A 17000-nucleotide genomic window follows, 5' to 3' on the forward strand; every position below is an offset into this window, starting at 1 on the left:
CATTTTTTGTTTCTTTAACAATTTACATTGAATAATTAAGACTGAAGCCGACATTGGTTCTGTCCGTACGAAAGTATTGCGGTTTGTATATTGGTTTACCGGCAAAGATGTCGTAATACCATTGTCCGCCAGCTTTGATTTGTCCTTTAAAGCCGATAACTGCTCCAGCCAGTGTTTTTCCCAGCTGCATTTCAGTTGATGGCCCGGAAACGTGGCCGACATCAAGTCCGAGATATACCTGATGGCGGCCTTTGTATTGCCAGTTCAAGTTATTATTCCAGTACCAGCCGCGCTCACCCATCAAGGTAACTTCGCCATCAAAACCACGCACGGTGTAACGGCCGCCAATGGAAAGCTGATCCTGTGTGATTAATGGTGTTTTGTTCCACTGTCCGTGAAAGGAGCTGTCATAGCTTAACTGCTGATTACCCAGCGTGAACGGCCACAATAAACCGGCATCTACGGTAATGATTTTCATGCGTGAAGTACCTTCACCAAATTCTTCTTCAGGTGCACGCAAACTGTTATCCGCGCCAGTACCACGCTTATAGCCCAGCCCCAGATTGACGACGGCATTACCGATATATTCCTGATGATTCAGATTGACAGCCCAGCCTGCAGTATGACGCTGCTGAACTTCAATTTCGGCATCGTTAATAAAATTATGCGATTCGCGTTTCCATACCTTAGCAGTAGCATCGATTTTGCGATGGCTGTTGCGGTAAAGCATACGGGTTAAACCCAGATCGGTATTGTCACTGTTACCACTGTAATCGTAGTTTTCGTTATAACCTGCTATTGCCTGATGATAGCGGTAATGATTACGGTTGAAGGCAATCTGCCAGTTACCGAAAGGAACTGAGTAATGCAGGGCATAGCCGTGTGTACCACTGCCGGTACGATTGCCATCACTGTCAAAATAGCTGTCTTTGCTACCCAGATCATGATTGTAGTTGATGTAGAATAAATCACTTAATCCAAGAGGATTATCTGCCGACAGGGTGACACCCCCTTGATAACGTCCGGTTGAATGACTGCCGGAATCGTCTATATTGAAACTTAAACGCAATGGAATGGTACGCTGAGACCAGCTTATTACTATATCACTCTGATTGGGCTCTTCTGCCGGCACAATCTGAATATCGGCTTCGGCAGTCGGAACCCGACGAAGATTTTCAAGCCCTTGCTCCAGTGCACGTAAATTCAGAATATCACCGGCTCTGACCGGAAATTCATTCTGAATATGGCGAATACGACCAACATGTCTGGATGCAGAATCATCCATATTATAACGAATAGCATGAACCCGTCCGGCAATAACACTCAGCTGTAGCTGCCCGCTATTAATATCTTGCGGACTGGCCAGAATACGGGTAGTGGTATAGCCACGTTCTATAACGGCATTTTGTGCCAGAGTCATAATCTGATTTATCGCTTTTCCGCCCAAACACATACCGGGCGTAAACTGACTCTGACGAAGAGCTTTTTTCAGGGCAAACTGAAAATGACCTGCATCTTCTCCGACCAGACTGATGTCCTGGATAGCAAAACAGGGAGTTTCATCTGTTATCAGTTTACCTGTTCCAGACAGATTTTCTTCCGCAGGCTGCAAATGTACGTTTACATCAGGCTGCATTTGCTGCTGGAATTGCTGTTGACGCTGCTGCTCGCGAATAATCTGCTGCTGTTGTTTCTTATCTATCTGTTCAGCCACTTCGTTCATTGATGCAGCATTGGCATGTAGAAGGCTTATCCATAATAGATTTAACAATAAAACTAGATTTTTTATACGCATTTATGCTTAATTAATGTTAAAATTAGTTAATTGTACCGTTAGTAAAAGTTAATTACAAATTTAAATATTCCAAAGTCATTTACATAAATATGCAAAATTATTTTAGCAGTAATAATATTTTTTATAGAGGCATGCATTAAATCGATATTAAGGATTATATAAATATATGTTTTAACATCAATTTTGCAATTTAATTAAAATTAATGAATTATATAAAAGTTTTCAAATATAAAATTTATATCAAAATATAGTATTAGCTTTTTTATATTTAAATTTATAGTTAATTATCAATATTAGATTAATATATTTAAAATCTTAAAATTTTATATTTTTATTATAATAAAAAAGCAATATTAGTTCTAATTGTTCAAAAAGGGCTAAAATTATCATTCCGAAGCGAAAAATCGATAAAAATCTAACCGGATCAGAGATATTCTGATCCGGCCGGCAGCATTTCGGAATTCATTTATGCAGATATCTGATTATCTGATTCAGTAAAATACTTTAAATCGCTCCGTATCATCAATAAAGCTTTTTTCAGGGAAAGGTGCTTCATTGGAACCAAAAGGCATCATTGCACGCAGCTTCCAGCTTTCCGGTATCTGCCATTCTTTAGCAGCTGCCGCATCCGGCAAAGGGTTATAGTGTTGCAGGCTGGCGCCGATGCCGGCATTTGCCAGAGCAGACCAGACTGCAAACTGGGCAATACCGCTTCCCTGTTCCGACCAGACAGGAAACTGCTCAGCATAGCTGGGATATTGCTGTTGCAGGCTGGTGATGATTTGCTGATCTTCATAAAATAATATGGTACCGACACCAGCCGCAAAACTATTAATTTTGGCTTCTGTGGGGGCAAATTTGTCTGCAGGTACTATGATACGCAATTCATTCATGACAATACGCCAAAATTTTTCACTTTGCTGACCAAACAGGATTACAGCACGTGAACTTTGCGAATTAAAAGCTGACGGAGACAGTTTAATGGCTTCTTCTATTAAAGCAGTTATTTCTTCCTGTGCCTGAGTAATATTCCTACCGAGTGCATACTGAGTACGACGTTTTTCAATGGCTTCTATTAATGTATTATTCATGTTCTTTCCTTTATCATTATGCATTTAAATTAATAAATTAGCTCCAACATACATTAATATACTAGCGGAAAAATTTAAGTCTACCCAGCCCCGTTTATCAGTACAAAAATTATTCATTTTAGATATTAATAAATTTTATTTTCTTAAAAAACAAAATATAACAAATAAAATAAATTGGAATTGATGATAATTGCGCCGGTTTGAAGTCGTTGTTACACAGCATTTCCTTACAGGAATTGATTTTTTTATTTCTATGAAAATGCCAGATTTGTACTATCAAACAGACTGTTTTTAATATATTTTTATAAATTATTACTGTTATTGGGTCAGGAATACGCAATATTTAGCTGAGCAGATAGTGACGCAAAAAAGCCGTAATAGCGATACTGAACACCACTGTTGGCAACAGTGAAAATCGCCACGCCAGTAATATCGTGATGATAACGGACAAAAGATTAGCCGGATTGGTTGTGGCAAAGGCAGGAGCAATTACAGCAATCAGAACACAGCCGGGAACGGATTCAAGGACTTTGGTCAGGCGCGGACTAAGCTTACGCTTGCGTAATAATAGATAACCACTGATTCGGGTAATGTAAGTAACTACCGCCATGGCCAGAATAGTGAGTAAAGCTGATAAATCAATCATACGCTGCCATGATAAAAGCTACAGTTAAGCCTGCTATTGTACCCAGTAATACATACCATGCACCAGGCAGGAAAAGATAGCCGGCAATCGCTGCCAGCAGGCTTACCAGCCATGGAATAGCTGCAGTAAAACCTTTCCACATTCCTTTGAGTAAAACCAGAAATACTGCCACAAAGGCCATATCAAAGCCGTAATGAGTGACATCGCCAATAACTGGTCCGATTAGTGCACCCACAGTTGTGAATCCGACCCAGACGACATACAGACCTATGCCGGCACCAAGATAAAAATAATAGCTGAATTTCTGCTTTGGTGAGTTTTTCGCATCAGTAAATGCCAGCGCCCAGCTTTCGTCACACATTAAAAACAACGCAGATAATACTTTTCGTCTGGGCAGATCTTTTAGATAAGGTGTCAGTGCCGCACTCATCAGAATATGGCGACTGTTTACCAGTAGTGTCATTAAAGCAATTAAGATTAAATGCGGGGGTGAAGTCCACAAATTAACCGCTACAAATTCGGAACCACCGGCAAAGTTTACCGCAGTAAGCAGTGAAATTTCGCCGGTACGCATTCCTTTTTGAATTGCCTGCGCACCTAAAACCAGTGAAAACGGAATAACACTCAGCATAACCGGCAAAGCGGTAATCAACCCTCTTTTAAATTCCTGTCCTGGTTGTGATACGGCAGACGATGACACTGTTTGATGCTTTCTGGTGTAAATTGAGTGTTGTGTATTATAAAGAGGATATTTACACAACGTAAACATAAAATACCAATATAGATAATGAATTACAGCTTAATTGGGCGGACTCGGTACAAATAAATAATTTTATGTGATTATAATATCATAGCTTTGAATTTTTTTATGCAAGTTGATTACAATTGGATTATTTTATCCATTCGCTTTCTATTCTATTAATAGAATGATTTTGTATTGATGTATAAAATTCTGTCTTTAAAAATACAGTTGTCATTTTGCTAATTATAAATATAAGACAGCTAACTCGGTATAAAGTTTTTGATGCTATTAATTTTCATTATTCAGGAATATTGCAGATATCTGTATTTATCCGTTTATCTGGCTCATGATTAGTGATTGGTTAATTTGATATATGCCGGATAAAATTTAGTTTATATAATGAAACAGACCAGCATAATTAATGCTGGTCTGTTGGTTAATGACTAATAGTAATGAACAATATCAATTAAATCAGAGCGGGACATATCGCCCGGATTATTTCCGGGCTGACCCTCAGGTATCGGAATACCCATTTTCTGGAAATGCTTTACCCAGTAATCAGGAAATTCTCCAGTATCTTTAGATTTAAAGGTCATTGCGCGTAATGGGAATACTTCCTGCCCGTTGTTGGCTTCCTTGAATATCTGATAAATCAGCTCAGAACAGTAATACTGATCGTTGGTGATATCAAAGGCATCATCGTATTTTTTACCTACTTTTTGCTGTGCATAAATCAGAGCAGAAGGTATCAGTGCCTGATAAGGTGCTTTCAATCTGCCCACTACTGCTCGCGGCTGACACTGTTTTTTGGGATGCAGATATGTTTTCAGGGATGTGATGCGAACTTCAGGAGTGGTAGCTTCAATAACAAAATACTGATTTGGGGTTTTCTGCCAGACAATTCCGACATGAGTAAAATTATATCCGGCCAGACCACTGGTAGCAGCTTTAATGGCACTATCCATACCGCCGTCACAATTTTCCAGAAAAATAAGATCACCATTTTGTGGTTTAAAGGATTTCTGGGCATAGACATTCAGGCTAAAGAATAAACTGCACACCAGAGCCAGCAATAAACGGATAGTTTTTTTATTCATGCACAAACCATATCTTATTAGTAAATAATGATTAATTATACTGCATATACATTGATTAACCAGTATTTATTTATAGAATGAGGCTGTAAAGTACGCTTTTAAATCAATCGGTATTTTTACCAAGCTTGCGCTGGAAAATACGGTAACTGGCAGCAAATGCAGCAATAGCCGCACCAATCAGCGCACCACCGATAAACATGGAAACTAAATCAACAGTTTTGCCCACATCCAGACTGTCCAGTATCTGTTTAGAACTCAGTTTCTGACTGCCCGGGCTGCTCATGCCTTCAATCATATGGCGATTATTACATTTGGGCAGCAAGACATTCTGATCAGCAGCCTGTGGAAATGCTTGTCTGACTGCTGTTTCACACTGCTGAATCTGTGCCGGCGTAACCAGATTAAACCAGCCGCCGATGTACAGCCCCCCGGCAAGCAGACAAATAGCAATAATACCTACTAGGATGGCAGAGCCTCTTTTCTGCTGCGTAGCCACTCCTGAAGTTTTAACATTTTTCTGCTGTTCGGTCTGACGTTTAATTTGACGGGTTTTGTTACTCACTAGCGCTCATTTCGTTGTAATAATTTAAGATAAATACCGTGCCTGAGGGGGCAATGCAAACCCGCTGACAACAGGCAGAAACTTTATACAGGTAATCATATTGGCTGATAGTAAATCATACCAAAAGCTGTTTTTCTGCTGAAATTAATGTTGTAAAAATTTCAGCTTAACCCCTGCCTTGGTTTTTGCCAGCATTTCGCTTACATTTTCGCCCAGATGCAAGGCCAGGCCGATAGTCAGCATATCAACTACCATCAGCTGCAGCAGACGGGAAATCATCGGGGTATATTTTTCGCTGTCTTCAGGGGTAACAACACTAATGACACAGTCACAGGCTTGTGCGACGGGTGATCCGGCACGGGTAAGAGCGATTACTTTGGCACCGTTACCTTTGGCAATTTTAATTGCATCAAGTAAATCTCGTGAAGAACCTGAATGCGAAATAACAACCAGCACATCTTGTGGTGACAATACGGCAGCAGCCATCAGTTGTACATGACTATCGGTATAGGCAACTGTAGACAAACCAAAACGGAAAAGTTTGTGCTGAGCATCCATTGCGACAATACCTGAATTGCCTGCCCCATAGAATTCTATACGGCGAGCCTTGGCCATCAGCCTGACAGCGGTTTCCAAGTCAGCCGCATTAAGGGATTTACGGCTGCCAAGCACCGTGGCTGCGGTACTGGCTATAACTTTATTCAGCACGTCCTGCATAGAGTCGGTACTATTGAGTTCTTCATGGACATATGGCATGCCGTCATGACCGATACTGGCAGAAAGATTAAGTTTAAATTCAGGCAATCCGCTATAGCCCATGCTGCGGCAAAAACGGATAACCGTAGGCTGGCTGACACGTGCCTCTTTAGCAATATTGGCTACAGCTGCGTGTACAAACCACTTGGTCTGCGCCAGTACACACTCAGCCACCCGGCGTTCCGCTGAAGATAATTCAGGTAATTTCTGACTGATTTTGGCTAACATTATGCTCTCCTGTTTTGTTGTCGCCACAAAACAGGAAGAGAAATATTGATAATTAATTTATACATGGTAAACCTGCTGATTTCTCTTGTATTGCGTGCCTATGCTAACACTGAAATAAACAAATGCAATATTCTGATGCGGATTATCGTTATCATGATGGTTATTAAAACCATAAATATTTATTATAGCGGTATTAGAACAGATTTTTGTTATTACTGTAAGATATTCTGATATTTTCTAGCAGTGATACTGACCTAATGCATTAAATATAATTTCAAGTAAACGCTGATTATCTACCTGCTCCATTACATTAACAGGCTGATGACTGACTGGGGGCATACCGACAGTCAGTCTGAGTGCACCCTCTTTCCAGCGACGGCTGCTGGCACGGGTATAGTCGCGCGCAGTGGATACATCAACAATATAAGGCGAGCTGGTAACAATGCTTTCATCAATCAGCTTGGCGACACACAATACATCATGAATCCAGCAACCGGCCAGCTGGCGTGTCTGAATAGAATAGTCCATCCACGGACGTGATGTACGGACAATAAAATCTGCAAGCGGATTGGCAAAGCTCTGAAGTTTATCCAGATCCTGATGGGTGAGCAGTGTCTGTGTAGTTACGTCCAGCGGTGCAAGGGTAATATTGGCTCCACTTTCGATAACAATTTTGGCTGCTTCAGGGTCAACAGCGAAGTTGGTGTCCTTAAGGTAGCTGTCCAGCTGAAATACACCGCCCATGATGACAATTTCGGCAACAGACCGGGCAAAATCGGGATAAAGCTGGATGGTATGGGCAATATTGGTTAACGGACCAATAGCCACCACGGTAATTTCACCGGGGTTCTTACACACCAGTTCACCAATTGCCTGAGCCGCATGTGGCGCACTGTGATCATTTAATGGCGGCAGCGGCGGCAGATTGTCCCATAAAGACAATAATCCCTGTTTGCGTACATTATTATCCAGTTGTTCTCGCCATGGGGCAGCCGGTTCAAGTAATGCCTGAGCAGCTCCTTTTACTACCGGGATGCTTTGATTCAATTCCTGCATTAATTGGTGCGCTACCTGAAAACCGGTATCCCGTGGTGTATTACCAGCCACAATGGTAATCAATTCCAGTTTAATTGAATCTGCAGCCAGTGCCAGCGCCAGTGCCAGCCCGTCATCTACATTCGCGCCTGCAATACCGTTACCGGGATCACAGTCAATTACGATACGCTTCATAAATATTTACCTGTGCTTCAATTATAACGGAGTCAGTAACTGACTCCGTTATTGGTGATTCTATCAATTTGTTAAAGCAGTTAAATAGCGTCTTCTACTGCATTCAGGTCACGTCCGCGAGTTTCCGGAGCATAGAATGTAGTTATAAAGCCAATGCCTGCCATTGCTGCAAAATAAATTGCAATCGGCCACCATGTACCATACTGAGCCAGCAATGCTGAGGCAACTAATGGCGCAATACCACCAGACATGATGCCTCCGAGCTCTTTAGCCAGAGCCATTTTGGAATAACGGTTACGCACCCCGAACAGTTCTACCCCATAGGCTGCCTGTACACCGAAAATACCCAGTGACGCCAGACACATACCAATAACAATAATACTGGCTACGATAAAAGGATCTCGTGTTTCCAGAAACATATAAGCCGGAACAGCATACAGCATCAGCAGAAAACAGAACCAGCGGTAAACAATACGGCGACCAAACCGGTCGGATAACCAGCCGGCAAACGGAATCACAAAAAAGCCTAACAAAGATGCAACAAATACCGCAGAAGTAGCAACAGTTTGATTCACTTTCAGAAATTTGACCACATAGCCGATAACAAATCCCTGTGCGAGGTAAGATGGGCCGTTTTCACCGATACGCAAGCCCAGCATGACGAAAAATGCTTTATTACGTGACAAAATTGCATCAACACGTGACAGTATAGGATGTTCATCATCTATTTCAGTAGCTTGTGAAGCTGATATTTCAGTTTTTTGCATCCGGGACTGTTTAACTTCATTTTGTTCCTGCTCGAATACCGGAGTTTCCCGTACATGGCGGCGAATAAGAGTAGCGGCAATAGCTATCAGTGCACTGAGAATAAATGGTATCCGCCATCCCCAGCTGGCTACATCTTCTTTATCCAGCATTAACACCAGCAGCCAGACAGCTGAAGCGACCAGTGTACCGCTGTTAGAACCGATGCCAATAATAGAAGCAATCAGACCGCGGTGTTTAGGTGGTGCATATTCTCCCAGCATTACTGTAGCGCCGGAAAGTTCGGCTCCGGCTCCGAAGCCCTGCATAAAACGCAGTACAGCTAAAAGAAGTGGCGCCCATATCCCGATAGTGGCATAGCTAGGGATAAAACCAATCAGTGTGGTGGAAATGCCCATCAGAGCAATAGTGGTTACCAGTACAAATTTACGTCCTTTAAGGTCGCCAAGACAGCCAAAAAATATAGCACCGATCGGGCGGGCAACAAAGCCGACTGAATAAGTGGCAAAACTGGACAGAAGAGCAATTTTAGGCGTTAATTCGGGAAAAAACACATCTCCGAATACCAGCCCTGCGGCCAGACCGTATAAAGCAAAATCCACATACTCCATGGTGGTTCCGAGCCAGCAGGAAAGTGTTGCCTTAATAAATTCCCGTCGTCCTTCAGGTGTGGCTAAACGCTGTTCAGCTGCGCTCTTCTTCGGGCTGTCAACTGACGATTGTAAGTCACTCATTCAAATATCCTATGGTTACAAATCAGGGTGAAACTAGTTACAAAAAAGATTAAAACAAAATTTCCAGCACAAACTTGCTGCCAAAATAAGCCAGCATCAGGCTGACAAATGACACAATAACCCACCATGCCACTTTTTTCCCGCGCCATGCCTGCATATGATGTCTGAGCAGGATAACCAGATAGATTATCCATGACAGCACGCCGAATACCGTTTTATGATTAAAACGTGCAGGCTCACCAAATACAGCTTCGGAAAATACTGTGCCGCTGACAGCCGCTATAGTCAGAAGCACAAAACCCGCCTGCAGGCCTTGAAACATTAATTTTTCAATGGCCAGCAAAGGCGGCAGGAATGATTGCTGCGGAACAGTTTTACGCCGGTGCAGATAATGATTGCGTACCAGCATGAGCACAGCCAGCAGGGTTGTAATGCCAAAGAGGGCATAAGCCAGCAATGCCGACAAAACATGTATCATGAATGCTGTGTTGTGCATCGGATAAGCAATAGCCTGTCCGGGCAGCAGTAAGGCAATCAGCAGTACGAGTGCCGAACAGGGAAACAGCGCCAGCTGTAATCCCTGCAGGCGATAGCGAAAACTGCCCACCCAATACAGCATTACCATTAACCAGGTAATCAGATTGAGTGCCTGACCGAACCCCACCAGCAGTACATGCTGCTGCAGCATTGGCTGCCATACAACAAAGGTATGCAGCAGCAATATCAGCAGTAACAGTGACTGCTCACCCCGCAACGGATAAGGCACATCTGTATGACGTTGCCAGAACCGCCATGCCAGTACAGAAAGCACGACATAAGCAAGAATAAGCACCAGCAGCAATAAGCTCATGATTTTTCCGCAGCAATAGCGCGCCAAAAATTGGCGCGCGTAGTGTAAAATAGGTATTTATTATTGCTATGCCTGCTAAAAGGTATAGCAACGGGGTGCCATTTTATAACCAAATTGCTACTTATCATACCTATTTATTGTGCGAATTGACTGGCAACAGGCAATTTTCACCGAACATATACAGGCTGCTTACAATTAGCCGGAGATGGTTTCGATGTTAGACAATCTATCAGATCGCTTTAGTAAAATCGCGAAAACTCTGCGCGGACAGGCGCGTTTGAGTGAAGACAATATCAAAGATGCCCTGCGTGAAGTACGTATGGCATTACTCGAAGCAGACGTTGCCCTGCCAGTTGTAAAAACGTTTATGGCTTCGGTAAAAGAACGTGCAGTCGGGCAGGAAGTCATTGGCAGCCTCACACCGGGGCAAGCTTTTGTTGGTGTGGTAAACGATGCCCTTACCGAACTGATGGGCACACAAAACAGCAGTCTGAACCTGGCCGCGGTTCCACCGGCCGTGATTCTGATGGCAGGTTTGCAGGGTGCGGGTAAAACCACCACGGTGGGCAAACTGGCCCGGCTGCTGAAAAATGAGCAGAAGAAAAAGGTACTGGTAGTTTCTGCCGACGTATACCGTCCGGCGGCAATAGAGCAGCTAAAATTGCTGGCACAACAGGTTGAAGTGGATTTTTTCCCGTCACACGAAGGTGAACAGCCGGTGACCATTGCATTAAATGCTCTGGATCATGCCAAAAAACATTTTTATGATGTACTGATGGTGGATACCGCCGGCCGGCTGGCTATTGACCAGAAAATGATGGATGAAATCCGGCAGATACATACAGCGATTAATCCGGTAGAAACTCTGTTTGTAGTAGATGCCATGCAGGGTCAGGATGCCGTAAATACAGCACAGGCTTTTAATGATACGCTGCCTCTGACAGGTGTGGTATTAACCAAAATGGACGGCGATGCCCGTGGGGGTGCCGCTTTGTCTGTACGCCATGTAACCGGCAAACCGATTAAGTTTATCGGTGTAGGTGAAAAAATCAACGGGCTGGAACCGTTTTATCCGGATCGTCTGGCTTCGCGCATTCTCGGCATGGGGGATGTACTCTCACTGATTGAAGATGTACAAAAAGGCATTGATGAAAAAACCGCGCAGCAGATGGCAAAAAAACTGCATAAAGGCAAAGGTTTTGACCTGAATGACTTTAAAGCACAAATTCAGCAGATGCGTAAAATGGGTGGAATTGAATCCATTATGTCTAAGCTGCCGGGCGATATGGGACAAATGGCCAAACAGGTGCCGGAAGGCACGGCAGAAAAAGCCATGAGTCGTGTGGAAGCCATTATCAACTCAATGACGGCCAAAGAACGCGCTAATCCGCTGCTGATTAAAGCCAGCCGTAAACGCCGCATTGCCAATGGTTCCGGTGTTACCGTACAGGAAGTGAATAAAATGCTCAAACAATTTGAGCAGTCACAAAAAATGATGAAATCATTTACCAAGGGCGGTATGGGTAAACTGATGCGTCTGGCCAAAGGCATGAAAGGTATCATGCCGCAATAACCTGTATTTTTAATACACTGCCTGAATTCAGATTCAGGCAGTTTTTTATTTTCTGCTATCTCCTGAAGATAGTTTATGACAAGCATCCGGCATGGATAATCTTATATTTTTACTGTAAAATATTCCGAGCAATTTATGATTGCTGTTTAATTACATTATCTTAAAAAGGAGTACGATAATGCGCAAATTTAATGATAAAGGCTTTTTTTGAGCCAACCAGCAAACGCCGCAGAGGTTTCCCGTCAGAAACCAACGTTAAACGCGGACTGATAAGAACTGTTCATGGTGACAAAGTTCTGCATGAAAAGCTGGGGCGCAATGATCCCTGTCCATGCAACTCGGGTCGCAGCTTTTAAGAAGTGTTGTCTGAAAACCGGCTGCTTTCGATGGCAGCAACAGACATGACTACTTCCGCTGATGTCTGCCAGTAATCACTGCTACTGATTTAATCCACTTTTAATTACTTCCCCCTGTATTCTACGCATACCGGGGGATAATTGATTGGGCTTCTGCACAGTTTTATCCCGCCTGCACAGATAATAAACAGATAAGGCAGCAGAAATATATATTTATTAGTTAATTATCCGCCTGTACTCATAGTTTTCATTTATGGCATTTGCTTAATAATTAACTGTTTATTCGATTTATCCTCTATTTTCAAAATAAGACTGTTTATTTTGATATCCGGATTCTGACAAAAGCGCATCGTCTTAAACCTTGCCTCAGCGCATGGGTTATAATCAGAATCTTATTTTTTGTTTTTTTCCAATTCGTAACCATGTTAAACACCCAATATTCTCCGAGTGAAATCGAAACCCGTTTATATCAGCAATGGGAACAACGCGGCTATTTTGCACCGTCACTGGATTTAAGCAAACCTTCTTTCGCTATTCAGCTGCCACCGCCTAATGTAACCGGCACCCTGCATATGGGGCATGCATTTAACCAGACCATTATGGATGGCCTTACCCGTTATCACCGCATGAAAGGTGAAAATGTGTGCTGGATTCCCGGCTCTGACCATGCCGGTATTGCTACGCAGATTGTGGTGGAACGCCAGCTGGCGGTAGAAAACATTACCCGCCATGATTTAGGCCGGGAAGCATTTATTGCCAAAATCTGGGACTGGAAAAAATTCTCCGGCGGCACCATTACCGAACAGATGCGCCGTGTCGGCTGCTCTGTAGACTGGAGCCGTGAATATTTCACAATGGACGATGTGCGTGCCGAAGTGGTTACCGAAGTATTTGTACGCCTGTTTGAGCAGGGTCTGATTTATCGCGGTAAACGGCTGGTAAACTGGGATCCGGTACTGGGTACAGCTGTATCAGATCTGGAAGTGGAAAATATCGAAGAAAACGGCCATATGTGGCATATCCGTTATCCGCTGGCCGATAATCCGGACAACGCTCTGATTGTTGCCACTACCCGTCCGGAAACTTTGCTGGGTGACGTAGCCGTAGCCGTACATCCCGATGATGAACGTTATGCCGGTTTCATCGGAAAACAGCTGGTGCTGCCGTTATCCGGCCGCACTATTCCGGTAATTGCTGATGAGTATGTAGATAAAGATTTTGGTACCGGCTGCGTTAAAATCACACCGGCTCACGATTTTAATGACTATGAAGTGGGTAAACGTCATCAGACTGCACTGATTAATGTACTCAGTCTGGATGCCAGAATACTACAGCAGGCAGAAGTATTTGATTTTCAGGGTCAGGCTCAGGCTGGTATTACGTTACCGGCACAATATGCCGGACTGGATCGTTTTGCTGCACGCAAACAGATGGTCGCAGACCTTGAAGCTCAGGGTTTACTGGTAAAAGTGGAAGAACACAAACTGATGACACCTAAAGGTGACCGTACCGGCAGTGTAATTGAACCAATGCTGACCAGTCAGTGGTTTGTGGCTATGACCCGCAGTGCTGATAATAATGTTGCCAACCCTGAACCGGAATCAGAGTTTAAAGGTAAAACTCTGACTGAAAAATGTATTCATGCAGTGGAAAGCGGACAAGTACGCTTTATTCCGGAAAACTGGGTTAATACTTATAACCAGTGGATGAACAATATTCAGGACTGGTGTATCTCCCGCCAGTTGTGGTGGGGTCACCAGATTCCGGCATGGTATGACCAGAACGGCCGCGTTTATGTAGCGCGTAATGAAGCCGAAGCACAGGCACAGGCGGGTGAAGATGCGGTTCTGACCCGTGACGAAGATGTACTGGACACTTGGTTTTCTTCAGCTCTGGTGCCGTTTTCTACTCTTGGCTGGCCGGAAAAAACACCGGAATTGCAGGCATTCCTGCCTTCTCAGGTATTGGTAACCGGTTATGAAATTATTTTCTTCTGGGTAGCACGCATGATTATGATGACGACCCACTTCACCGGTAAAGTACCTTTTCATGATGTATATATTCATGGCATGGTGCGTGACCATGAAGGTAAGAAGATGTCCAAATCTGAAGGCAATGTCATTGACCCGGTGGATTTGATTGACGGTATCGATCTGGAAAACCTGCTGGTTAAACGTACTACCGGTTTGCGCCGCCCGGAAAAAGCGCCGCAGGTAATTAAAGCGACACAAAAACTGTTTCCTGACGGCATTCCGGTATTCGGTGCTGATGCTCTGCGTTTCACTATGGCCAGCTATGCCAGCCTTGGCCGCAGTATCAATTTTGATTTCAAACGTGCCGAAGGCTATCGTAATTTCTGCAATAAACTATGGAATGCCAGCCGTTTTGTGCTGATGAATATTGAAAATCACGATTGCGGGCAGGATGAAAGTCTGCCGCTAAGTTACAGCTTTGTTGATAAATGGCTGCTGACCCGTTTGCAGCAAACCATTTCAGCAGTGAGTGAAGCACTGGACACCTACCGCTTTGATATGGCTGCTCAGACCTTATATGAATTCATCTGGAATGAATACTGTGACTGGTATGTAGAACTGGCCAAAACTCAGTTGCAGCGTGGTGATGAAGCACAGCAGCGTGCAACACGGCGCACACTGGTACGCGTTCTGGAAGTAGTGTTGCGTCTGTTGCATCCGATTATGCCGTTTATCACTGAAGAACTGTGGCAGACCATTGCACCACTGGCTAACGCAAAACATACTGACAGCATCATGCTGGCCGCATGGCCACAGGCTGACAGCAGTCTGAATAATGCTGATGCGGTAAATCAGATGCATTATTTGCAGGAGCTGGTTAATTCAGTTCGCAATTTGCGTGGTGAAATGGGGCTGGCGATGAGTGTAAAAGTGCCTTTACTGGTTGAAAGCAATACCGATCTGGGTGAAATTCTTCCATATCTGCCACTGATGGCACGTCTGAGTGAAGCCAGACAGGTAACCCATTTGCCAGAAAGTGATGATGCACCGGTAGCAGTATGTCAGGGAGCGCGTCTGATGCTGAAAGTCGAAGTGGATAAAGCTGCTGAAACGGCACGACTGCAAAAAGAAGCAGAAAAACTACAGAAAAATATCGATAAAATTGAAACAAAGCTGGCCAAACCCGGCTATACCGACAAGGCACCTGCACATCTGGTAGAAAAAGACCGTACTGAACTGGCTCAACTACAGGACAGAATGTCTAAAATTGCTTTACAGTTACAAAAATACAATTAATTATAAATTATTTCTTCTCAACAACCACCAAACCACAGATACAGGTAGCAGCCGGATAAATCCGGCTATTACTTTCATGTATTAAGGCTGGTGGTTTCTTTTTTGACTTCAAGAATATTGCAATAATCAGCCAAAAAATAAATTTTTATTCTAAAACAACCTACTAATTAAATACAATGTACTTGTTTTGTAATTTATTTACACATAATTATTCAAATTTATAATAATATTATGTAAAATTCGTAAAAAATAACTTTCTCGCTTTATATTGAAAAGTTATATGAACCGGATATACTGAAAGATTGGAGCAAACAGGTGATTAATACATCTAAATACTCGTCCCTCAACATTGTCTTGATTCAGGCTCGTGAAGCATTATTATCTCATTTTCGCCCGATGCTGAATGATATCGGTATCACTGATCAGCAATGGCGTATTACCCGTTTACTGGCAGAAAATGGTATCATGGATTTTCAGGATTTAGCTAAACAGGCATGCATTCTTCGCCCAAGCCTGACTGGTATCCTGACAAGACTGGAAAAACTGGATTATGTAGTCCGCCTTAAACCGTCCAATGATCAGCGACGGGTTTTTCTCAAGCTGACACCGACCGGAGAAAAATTGTATGAAGATTTGTGTCGTTCAGTAGATGCACGGTACAAAGTACTGGAACAGCGTTATACTCAGGAAAAATTACATCAACTGGGCAATATGCTGAAAGAATTTACCAATATTGCTGTTGATAAAGAAGAACCAGAAACTTAATAAAATGAATCAACCACCGTCAGCCGTAGCTTTACAATACCGTGAAGCGATGTCAAAAGTTGCCGCAGCAGTACATGTTATTACTACCGAAGGTTCAGCCGGCCGTTATGGCATCACCCTTACCGCAGTCACATCGGTAACAGATACACCTCCTACCTTATTATTATGCATTAACCGCAACGCCCGTATACAACCGGTTCTCCGCGCCAACGGGCGTTTATGTGTTAACGTTCTGGCTTCATCTCAGCAGGATGTAGCGGAACATTTTGCCGGAATAACATCTGTTCCGGTAACCGAGCGTTTTCTGCAAAACGACTGGCAAAATCATCACCACTCCGCCCAGCCTCAGTTAGTAGGAGCACTGGCGCATTTGCACGGGCATATTGTCGACAGCCATGATATGGGCAGCCACAGCGTATTTTATGTAGCAGTTGAGCATATAAATATTAATTCACAGGAAAATCAGGGATTACTGTATTTTCAGCGCCGGTTTACTCAGACTGCCATACCATTTTGTGAAGCAGACTGTGTCTGAATCAAT

Annotated in this window: 15 protein-coding genes; 5 read left to right on the forward strand and 10 right to left on the reverse strand. The window is 43.3% G+C overall.

The window, feature by feature from the left end; translation table 11 throughout:
- Positions 1–22: 22 nt before the first annotated feature.
- The 10 genes from GYY70_RS10150 to GYY70_RS10195 form a co-directional block, all read right to left on the reverse strand.
- A complete protein-coding gene (locus tag GYY70_RS10150) occupies positions 23–1723 on the reverse strand; it encodes a ShlB/FhaC/HecB family hemolysin secretion/activation protein (RefSeq protein WP_238791933.1) in 1701 nt (566 codons plus the stop codon).
- 563 nt (positions 1724–2286) lie between these two features.
- A complete protein-coding gene (locus tag GYY70_RS10155; RefSeq protein ID WP_174832283.1) occupies positions 2287–2886 on the reverse strand; it encodes a nitroreductase family protein in 600 nt (199 codons plus the stop codon).
- Positions 2887–3229: 343 nt separating this feature from the next.
- Entirely contained in the window at positions 3230–3532 is a 303-nt protein-coding gene (locus GYY70_RS10160) for an AzlD family protein (protein WP_174832284.1), read from the reverse strand.
- Positions 3525–4232, reverse strand: coding sequence for an AzlC family ABC transporter permease (locus GYY70_RS10165; protein ID WP_370521204.1), 708 nt, complete (start codon positions 4230–4232; stop codon positions 3525–3527). Before GYY70_RS10165 ends, GYY70_RS10160 begins: the two co-directional genes overlap by 8 nt.
- A gap of 485 nt (positions 4233–4717) precedes the next feature.
- The gene (locus tag GYY70_RS10170; RefSeq protein WP_180214752.1) at positions 4718–5371 is read right to left on the reverse strand and encodes a YiiX/YebB-like N1pC/P60 family cysteine hydrolase; all 654 of its coding nucleotides are present in this window, start codon (positions 5369–5371) and stop codon (positions 4718–4720) included.
- A 103-nt stretch (positions 5372–5474) separates the two neighbouring features.
- Positions 5475–5933 carry a hypothetical protein gene (locus GYY70_RS10175; protein WP_174832286.1) on the reverse strand — a complete coding sequence of 153 codons (459 nt, stop codon included), beginning with the start codon at positions 5931–5933 and terminating at the stop codon, positions 5475–5477.
- Between the two features lie 144 nt (positions 5934–6077).
- Positions 6078–6917: a MurR/RpiR family transcriptional regulator gene (locus GYY70_RS10180; protein ID WP_084547476.1), complete on the reverse strand. Its 840-nt coding sequence runs from the start codon at positions 6915–6917 to the stop codon at positions 6078–6080.
- A 237-nt stretch (positions 6918–7154) separates the two neighbouring features.
- Positions 7155–8147: a nucleoside hydrolase gene (locus tag GYY70_RS10185; RefSeq protein ID WP_174832287.1), complete on the reverse strand. Its 993-nt coding sequence runs from the start codon at positions 8145–8147 to the stop codon at positions 7155–7157.
- A gap of 80 nt (positions 8148–8227) precedes the next feature.
- Complete coding sequence (locus GYY70_RS10190; RefSeq protein ID WP_174832288.1) at positions 8228–9646, reverse strand: MFS transporter; 1419 nt, start codon at positions 9644–9646, stop codon at positions 8228–8230.
- 49 nt (positions 9647–9695) lie between these two features.
- Entirely contained in the window at positions 9696–10496 is an 801-nt protein-coding gene (locus GYY70_RS10195; RefSeq protein WP_037394291.1) for an inner membrane protein YpjD, read from the reverse strand.
- A 214-nt stretch (positions 10497–10710) separates the two neighbouring features.
- Between GYY70_RS10195 and ffh the strand changes: the two genes are divergently transcribed.
- The 5 genes from ffh (at position 10711) to hpaC (ending at position 16994) form a co-directional block, all read left to right on the forward strand.
- Positions 10711–12069: a signal recognition particle protein gene (gene ffh, locus GYY70_RS10200; protein WP_174832289.1), complete on the forward strand. Its 1359-nt coding sequence runs from the start codon at positions 10711–10713 to the stop codon at positions 12067–12069.
- Between the two features lie 191 nt (positions 12070–12260).
- On the forward strand, positions 12261–12425 hold the full coding sequence (locus tag GYY70_RS10205; RefSeq protein ID WP_078475000.1) for an SEC-C metal-binding domain-containing protein: 165 nt from the start codon (positions 12261–12263) through the stop codon (positions 12423–12425).
- A 422-nt stretch (positions 12426–12847) separates the two neighbouring features.
- The gene (locus tag GYY70_RS10210) at positions 12848–15694 is read left to right on the forward strand and encodes a valine--tRNA ligase (protein ID WP_174832290.1); all 2847 of its coding nucleotides are present in this window, start codon (positions 12848–12850) and stop codon (positions 15692–15694) included.
- Between the two features lie 315 nt (positions 15695–16009).
- Entirely contained in the window at positions 16010–16459 is a 450-nt protein-coding gene (gene hpaR, locus GYY70_RS10215) for a homoprotocatechuate degradation operon regulator HpaR (protein ID WP_025331511.1), read from the forward strand.
- Positions 16460–16463: 4 nt separating this feature from the next.
- Complete coding sequence (hpaC, locus tag GYY70_RS10220; protein WP_025331512.1) at positions 16464–16994, forward strand: 4-hydroxyphenylacetate 3-monooxygenase, reductase component; 531 nt, start codon at positions 16464–16466, stop codon at positions 16992–16994.
- The last annotated feature ends 6 nt before the right edge of the window (positions 16995–17000 follow it).

Source organism: Snodgrassella sp. ESL0324 (assembly GCF_013344955.1).
Taxonomy (GTDB): domain Bacteria; phylum Pseudomonadota; class Gammaproteobacteria; order Burkholderiales; family Neisseriaceae; genus Snodgrassella; species Snodgrassella alvi.